Raw genomic sequence first — 5,718 nt, forward strand, 5'->3', positions numbered from 1 at the left:
CGAGGTCTCCGGCACCTTGGCGCCGGGGGAGGGCGACATCGACGGCAGCCTGCGCCCGCGCACGCTGCACGAGTTCATCGGCCAGCCGCGGGTGCGCGAACAGCTGCAACTGGTTATCGAGGGGGCCAAGAACCGCGGCGGCACACCCGATCACATTCTGCTGTCCGGTCCGCCGGGGCTGGGCAAGACGTCGCTGGCCATGATCATCGCCGCCGAGCTGGGGTCCTCGCTGCGGGTCACGTAGGGGCCCGCGCTGGAGCGGGCCGGCGACCTGGCCGCGATGCTGTCCAACCTGGTCGAGCACGACGTGCTGTTCATCGACGAGATTCACCGCATCGCCCGGCCCGCCGAGGAGATGCTCTACCTGGCGATGGAGGACTTCCGGGTCGACGTCGTGGTCGGCAAGGGTCCGGGGGCGACGTCGATTCCGCTGGAGGTGGCGCCGTTCACCCTGGTCGGCGCCACCACCCGGTCCGGCGCACTGACCGGGCCGCTGCGCGACCGCTTCGGTTTCACCGCGCACATGGACTTCTACGAACCGCCCGAGCTGGAGCGGGTGCTGGCGCGGTCGGCCGGGATTCTGGGCATCCAACTGGGCGCCGAGGCGGCCGAGGAGATCTCGCGGCGCTCCCGCGGAACGCCGCGCATCGCCAACCGGCTGCTTCGCCGCGTCCGCGACTTCGCCGAGGTGCGCGCGGACGGCGTGATCACACGCGACGTCGCCAAGTCCGCGCTTGCCGTCTATGACGTCGACGAACTGGGTCTGGACCGGCTCGACCGGGCGGTGCTCTCGGCGCTGACCCGCAGCTTCGGCGGTGGTCCGGTTGGGGTCTCGACGCTGGCGGTGGCGGTGGGCGAAGAGGCCGCCACCGTGGAAGAGGTGTGCGAGCCGTTCCTGGTCCGGGCCGGCATGGTCGCGCGCACGCCGCGCGGCCGGGTCGCCACCGCCCAGGCCTGGACCCACCTCGGCATGGTTCCGCCGGCGGGGGTCACCGGGTTGGGACAGCCCGGCCTGTTCGAGTAGTCGCGATCAAATCGTGACCTTTTCGCGGCCCATCGGGGCCGTCGGCGGGTTACATCGCGTGGTCCTCGGGTAACCAGCGTCACAGCGATGCTCGTTAAAGGAGGTTCCGATGAGGACCATGCGTCACGACTATGAACGGCGTCACGACTATGAACGCCCTCGCGCGATGTACATGCCACGCACCCGCGGGGCGATGACCGGGCTGCTCCTGATCCTGTTGGGTGCTTGGGGTGCATTGGTCCCGTTCTTCGGGCCCAACATCGACTGGGCGTACACGACCGACCCGGCCTGGACGTGGACGACGGCCAAAGGCTGGTTAGAGGTGCTTCCCGGCGCCGCCGCAGCGGTGGGCGGACTGCTGGTGCTCCTCTCCAACAACCGCGCCAGCGCCGTGTTCGGGGGGTGGCTGGCGGTCGCCGGCGGCGCCTGGTTCGTGGTCGGACGGGCGTTCGCAACGACATTGGGCCTCGGCGACGTCGGTCTTCCGGTGGGGTCGACGGACCTGCGACGAGCCCTGCTCGAGGTCACGTACTTCACCGGCCTGGGTGCGCTGATCGTGTTCCTCGGCGGAGCCGCCGTGGCACGCCTGGCGGTCCGGCATGCGCGCGACGTCATGGTGCGTGAACCCGCGACAGTGGCCGAGCCCGCCGTGCCTGCGGGTGAACCCGTGCGGACGGACCGGACGGCCGTCGAACCCGAACCCGAGCCGCGCCGTCGACTCGGGGGTGGCCTCTTCCACCGTCGCCACCACCACGCCGGCGTCTAGGCCGTACTGGCGAAAACACAGGCACCGGTAGCCCAACGTGGCTACCGGTGCCTTTTCGCGTCGGGGTAGTCCACAGCAACTGCAGGTCGGTAGAGTTTCGGCGATGATCACGGCAGGGCTGGTGTTCGCCGGGCTGGCGGCGATATTGCACATCTATATCTTCGTGATGGAATCGTTGACCTGGACCTCGCCGCGCACCCGCGCCACGTTCGGCACGACGCCCGAGGAAGCCGAGACCACCAAGTTGCTCGCCTTCAACCAGGGCTTCTACAACTTGTTCCTGGCCATCGTCAGCGGCGTGGGCATCGCCGCGATCGGCATGGGGCACAGGGACGTTGGGGCGGCGCTGATCTTTGCCGGCGTCGGGTCGATGGTTGCTGCCGCGGCGGTCCTGCTGTTGTCCGCGCGGGAAAAGGCGCGCGCCGCGGTGACGCAGGGCACCTTCCCGGCTATCGCGATAGTCCTCTTGCTGCTCGGCCTCAATACGTAACACCAGCCCCACTAGCCTCAATAGCCACGCTGAGCGGCGGTTTCGTCGGCCCGCGGGGGTTATATCTGAAAACCGTTGGGTACCCAGGCGGGGCCGGAAAAGGGCCCGGTATCTAACAAGGAGATGTCATGAAATACGCAGAGGACGATTACTCCCGGGGGTTGAGTATGCCTCGCTCGCGTGGTGCGGTCAGCGGTTTGCTTCTGGTCATCCTGGGAGCCTGGGGGGCGCTGATTCCGTTCGTCGGACCGCACTTCAATTTCGCGTACACACCTGACCGCGATTGGGCGTGGAGCACGGCCCGCGGGTGGCTGGAAGTGCTGCCGGGAGCCGCGACCGTCGTCGGCGGCCTGTTGTTGGTCTTTGCCGGAAACCGAGTCGCAGCGATGCTGGGCGGTTGGGTGGCTGTCTTGGCGGGCGCATGGTTCGTCGTCGGCAGTGAGGTCGCTCCGCTGCTGGGAATCGGGTCCGCCGGCGACCCGATCGCCGCGACTGAGCGCAAGCGTGCGGTGCTCGAGGTCACCTACTTCTCGGGTCTTGGTGCGCTGATCACCTTTGTAGCCGGGGTGGCCTTGGCGCGCACGGCCGTGCGGCTGGCGCGCGACGTGCAGCCTGTGGCGCCGGCCGAGATCGAGGGCGTCGACGGTGACCAGGGCGTTCTGCCGTACCGGGAAGCCGGATACGAGCCGGCGCATGTGTCATCGGGCGCGCTGACCAAGCCGCGCTCCGCCGCGGACCCCGAGCCGAAGCGAGGCTGGCGTCGGCAACGCGGTGCGTCGGCAGGGGGCAATGCCGCGTATCTGCGCTGGCCGCATCCTCAGCAGTAAGTCCACGCATAGGAAATCGCCCGACCCCACCAGGGGGCCGGGCGATTTCCTGTCGGTCTTTACAGCAGTCCGAGCAACTGCAGGTTGGTGATGTACTTGACGATGATCGGCGCCGACACATGCGGGATGTCTTTGTCGGGACCAATTTTCGCCTCCTGCACCGCTGCGCGGAAGCGGTCGGTCGGAGCCATCGACCCGTTGATCGGGCTGTCCGGCTTCTGGTAGTTGTGCAGCAGCGGCAGCAGTGAGTACTGGCGCTGCCGTTCCGGCAGAGCCCGCAGCGTGCCCTCGAACCGGCGCAGCCATTCGCCGTAGTCGGCGATGCGCTGGATCGAGTAACCGGCCTCCACCAGCCAGTCGACGTACTCGTCGAGGCCGATGCCGTCGTCGTACGGGTTCATGACGTGGTAGGTCTGGAACCCGTTGTCCAGCGCCTGGGCGCCCAGCGTCGAGATCGACTCGGCGATGAACTCGACGGGCAGACCGTCGTAGTGCGCGCGCTGGCGGTGGCCGTCGGCGTCCAGCTCGTAGAACGACTCGGGTGCGATCCCGCTGGCGACCAGGCTCAGCATCAGCCGGGTGAACATGTCCGGCAGGTTGAGCTGGCCGGCGTAGGTGGTGTCGGCCAGGATCATGTCGCACCGGAACACCGCGACGGGCAGGCCGCACAGGTCGTGCGCCTCGCGTAGCAGCACCTCACCGGCCCACTTGCTGTTGCCGTAGCCGTTGGCGTAGCTGTCGTTGATCGCGCGAGTCGCGCTGATCTGCCGGATGTCGGCGTCCTCGACGAACGTGCCCGGCTTGATCTGGTCTCCCACGCCGATCGTCGACACGTAGGTGTACGGCTTGATCTTGGTCGTCAACGCGATCCGGATCAGCTCGGCCGTGCCCAGTGCGTTCGGTCCGAACAGTTCGCTGTACGGCAGCACGTGGTTCACCAGAGCGGCCGGGTCGACGATCAGGTCGACGGTGTCGGCCAGTCGCTGCCAGGTCGCGTCGTCCAGGCCGAGGTTGGCCTCACCCTTGTCGCCGGCGATGACCTCCAGGTGGTCGGCGGCCAGTTCCTGGTAGTGGGCCAGCAACTTCGGGTCGCCGCTGTCGAAGGTCTTGTCCAGCCGCGCCCGCGCCTCGTCGTCGGACTTCGCGCGCACCAGGGCGATGACCTTGCCGTCGACCATGTCCATGCGCTCGAGCCAGTCCAGCGCCAGGTAGCGGCCCAGGAAGCCGGTCGCGCCCGTCAGCAACACCGTCCGCACCTCGGCGCTGGGTCCTGGCAGGTTCGGCGCCTCGGTCAGCGTCGCGGCCTCCAGGAACTTGTCCAGCGTGAGGTCACTGGCGTGCACCTCGGTCGCGCCGCGACCGTGCACGGCGGCGAAGGTGGGGCGCTTGGTGCCCTGCCGCTCGCCCTCGATGTAGTTGGCGATGGCGGCCAGGTCGCTGGCCGGGCTGACGATCACACCCACCGGCACGTCGATGTCGAAGATCTCACGCAGCAGGTTGCCGAATGTCAACGCGGACAACGAGTCGCCACCCAGGTCGGTGAAGTGCGAGTCGGGGGTCAGCTCGGTGCTCGCGGTGCCCAGCATGGCCGCCGCGGCGCGGCTGACGGTCTGCAGCACCGGCGCGTCGGCGCCGCTGCGGCGCAGCTCGGCCAGTTCATTGGCCTGCCCCTCGGCGAGCTCGGCGTAGAGCGCCTCGAGCCGCTCGCCGTAGTGCTGCTTCAGCTTCGGCCACGCCAGCTTGCGGATCCCGGTCAGCAGGCCGTTCTCCAGGCTGAACGGTGTGGTCTCGATGATGAAGTCGCGCGGCACCTCGTAGGACTGCAGGTTGGCTTGGCGCGCAACGTTTTGCAGCGAGTCGGCGATCTTCGGCTTGAGCGTCTTGACGTCCTCGTTGGCCAGCGCTTCCTCGGTGGGAACCACGACGGCCAGCAGGTAGGGCTGCGCGCTGTTGCCGTAGACGTAGATCTGGCGGATCAGCGGGCTGTTGCCGAACTCGGCCTCCAGCTTGGCCAGCGTGACGAACTCACCCTGCGCGAGCTTCAAAACGTTGTTGCGGCGGTCGACGTACACCAGCCGGTCGGGAGCGATCTCGGCGAAGACGTCGCCGGTCCGGTAGTAGTGGTCCTCGTCGAACACACTGGCCGTGGTTTCGGCCCGCTTGTAGTAGCCGGGGAACATGTTCTCGGTCCGCAGCAGCAGCTCGCCGCGCGGGTGCGGCCGGTCGGTGCTGAAGTAGCCCAGGTCCGGGACGTCGACCAGCTTGTAGTCGACCACCGGCGGACGCTGAATCTCGCCGTCGAACAACACCATTCCGGCCTCGGTCGAGCCGTAGCCGTCCATCAGGTGCATTTCGAGCAGTGACTCGGCCCACTTTTTCAGCTCCGGTGAGGTGGGCGCCGAACCGGTCATCGCGAAGATGAACCGCCCGCCCAGCAGGTACTGGCGCTGCTCGTCGAGCACCTCTTCCTCGACCGCGGCGCGGTCGGCGCCATCGGACAGCCGGCGTTCGACCTGGCGCTGGAATTCGCCGAAGAGCGTCTCCCAGATCCGCGGGACGAAGTTGAGTTCGGTCGGCCGCACCAGCTGAAGGTCTTCGAGCAGCGTCGACA

General features: G+C 68.0%; 4 protein-coding genes and 1 pseudogene. 4 read left to right on the forward strand and 1 reads right to left on the reverse strand.

The window, feature by feature from the left end; genetic code table 11:
* The first annotated feature begins 16 nt into the window (after positions 1 to 16).
* The 4 genes and pseudogenes from ruvB (at position 17) to JOZ00_RS21945 (ending at position 3,107) form a co-directional block, all read left to right on the forward strand.
* A pseudogene (gene ruvB / locus JOZ00_RS21930) lies at positions 17 to 1,024 on the forward strand (Holliday junction branch migration DNA helicase RuvB).
* Between the two features lie 118 nt (positions 1,025 to 1,142).
* Positions 1,143 to 1,790 (forward strand): hypothetical protein, encoded by a 648-nt coding sequence (locus JOZ00_RS21935; protein ID WP_293347952.1) that lies wholly within the window; start codon positions 1,143 to 1,145, stop codon positions 1,788 to 1,790.
* Between the two features lie 103 nt (positions 1,791 to 1,893).
* Positions 1,894 to 2,280 carry a DUF1304 domain-containing protein gene (locus JOZ00_RS21940; RefSeq protein ID WP_293347943.1) on the forward strand — a complete coding sequence of 129 codons (387 nt, stop codon included), beginning with the start codon at positions 1,894 to 1,896 and terminating at the stop codon, positions 2,278 to 2,280.
* A 128-nt stretch (positions 2,281 to 2,408) separates the two neighbouring features.
* A complete protein-coding gene (locus JOZ00_RS21945; RefSeq protein ID WP_293347946.1) occupies positions 2,409 to 3,107 on the forward strand; it encodes a hypothetical protein in 699 nt (232 codons plus the stop codon).
* A gap of 59 nt (positions 3,108 to 3,166) precedes the next feature.
* On the opposite strand, the gene car is transcribed toward JOZ00_RS21945, so the two are convergent.
* A partial coding sequence (gene car / locus JOZ00_RS21950; RefSeq protein WP_293347949.1) for a carboxylic acid reductase occupies positions 3,167 to 5,718 on the reverse strand: 2,552 nt, incomplete at its 5' end.

This window comes from Mycobacterium sp. (assembly GCF_019243155.1).
In the GTDB taxonomy this organism is placed as follows: domain Bacteria; phylum Actinomycetota; class Actinomycetes; order Mycobacteriales; family Mycobacteriaceae; genus Mycobacterium.

What these genes read in the sequence shown, in the direction of transcription:
- JOZ00_RS21935 (WP_293347952.1), top strand. Translation starts at nt 1,143, where the DNA reads ATGCGTCACGACTATGAACGGCGTCACGACTATGAACGCCCTCGCGCG.
- JOZ00_RS21940 (WP_293347943.1), top strand. Translation starts at nt 1,894, where the DNA reads ATGATCACGGCAGGGCTGGTGTTCGCCGGGCTGGCGGCGATATTGCAC.
- JOZ00_RS21945 (WP_293347946.1), top strand. Translation starts at nt 2,409, where the DNA reads ATGAAATACGCAGAGGACGATTACTCCCGGGGGTTGAGTATGCCTCGC.